The following is a 1,162-nucleotide window of genomic DNA, read 5'->3' as shown; positions in this document are numbered from 1 at the left end:
CCGCTCAACCAAAGCAGCCGCGGCTTGGATGCCGAAATCTCCGGCAGCCTGACCGCCCGTTGGCAAGTTTACGCAGGCTACACCTTCAACCGCAGCACCAACCGCAGCAGCGTTACCGGCAATGTTGAATCGCGCCGAAAAGGCTACAACTTCAGCAGCCATACGCCGAAGCATATGTTCCGCCTCTACACCAGCTATGTCCTGCCGGTGGATGACGGCAAATGGACGGTCGGTCTTGGCTTGAAGAGCAGCAGCAAAACCGCCAATTCCTACGGCTCCATCAAGCAAGGCGGCTACACGGTTTGGAACACCAACGTCCAATACCGCCCGAGCAAAAACCTGCAACTGGGGCTGGCAGTCAACAACCTGACCGACAAACGCTACTACGAAAACCAATACAGCCGTGCCGCCAACAGCGGCAACTTCTACGGCGAACCGCGCAATGCCGTGTTCAGCCTGAAGTGGAAGATGTAAGTAGCGACAAACCGAGAGTGGATTACCCCCACTCTTCAAAAGCATATAAAAACCAACTATTGCTGATAAAAAGGCCGTCTGAAAGTACAATTTCACTTTCAGACGGCCATTCGCATGCATTCACAAGCATTATGAAAACACTCAAAAAATTCTTTTACCTTGCCCGCCCTTTTTGGTCAGGGGCACACGGTCACCTCCAATGGCTGATGCTCACCGTTTTGATAGGGTTCACCCTATTCTCTATTACCATCAGCGTTTGGATTGCCGCATGGGACAAACGCTTCTACGACGCACTGGCTGCATTTGACGGCGCATCCATGCCTTCGCTCATTGTCGAATACCTCGGCTATATGGCGATGGTTATCGGCTGTATCGTTTGTGCCGACTGGCTGCAAAAACGCCTCATCTTCCGTTGGCGCACCCATCTGACCGAGCAATTTCAAAAAAACTGGCTCGAAGGCCACAAACACTACCGTCTGCGCCTGACAGGCGAACCGGACAACCCCGACCAACGTATCGCCGAAGACATTTACCTGCTTGCCGACAAAAGCATCGGCCTCTTTCGCTCCTTCATCAATAATATTGCCAAATTCAGCGCGTTCGTCGCCGTATTGTGGACGCTCTCCGGCGTGCAGACCTTCAATATCGGCGGGCGCGACATCACCATACACGGCTATCTTGTTTGGGT

General features: G+C 53.0%; 2 protein-coding genes. Both read left to right on the top strand.

Features of this window, described 5'->3' with window-relative positions:
- Positions 1-474: TonB-dependent receptor domain-containing protein (locus ACTHUR_RS11560; RefSeq protein WP_440398663.1), on the top strand; the 474-nt coding region annotated here is incomplete at its 5' end.
- 131 nt (positions 475-605) lie between these two features.
- On the top strand, positions 606-1,162 hold a 557-nt coding region (locus tag ACTHUR_RS11555), incomplete at its 3' end, for an SbmA/BacA-like family transporter (protein WP_440398662.1).

This window comes from Neisseria sp. P0021.S007 (assembly GCF_051956855.1).
Note: the sequence above shows the minus strand (reverse complement) of the source record. Positions and strands in the feature narration are given on the sequence as shown.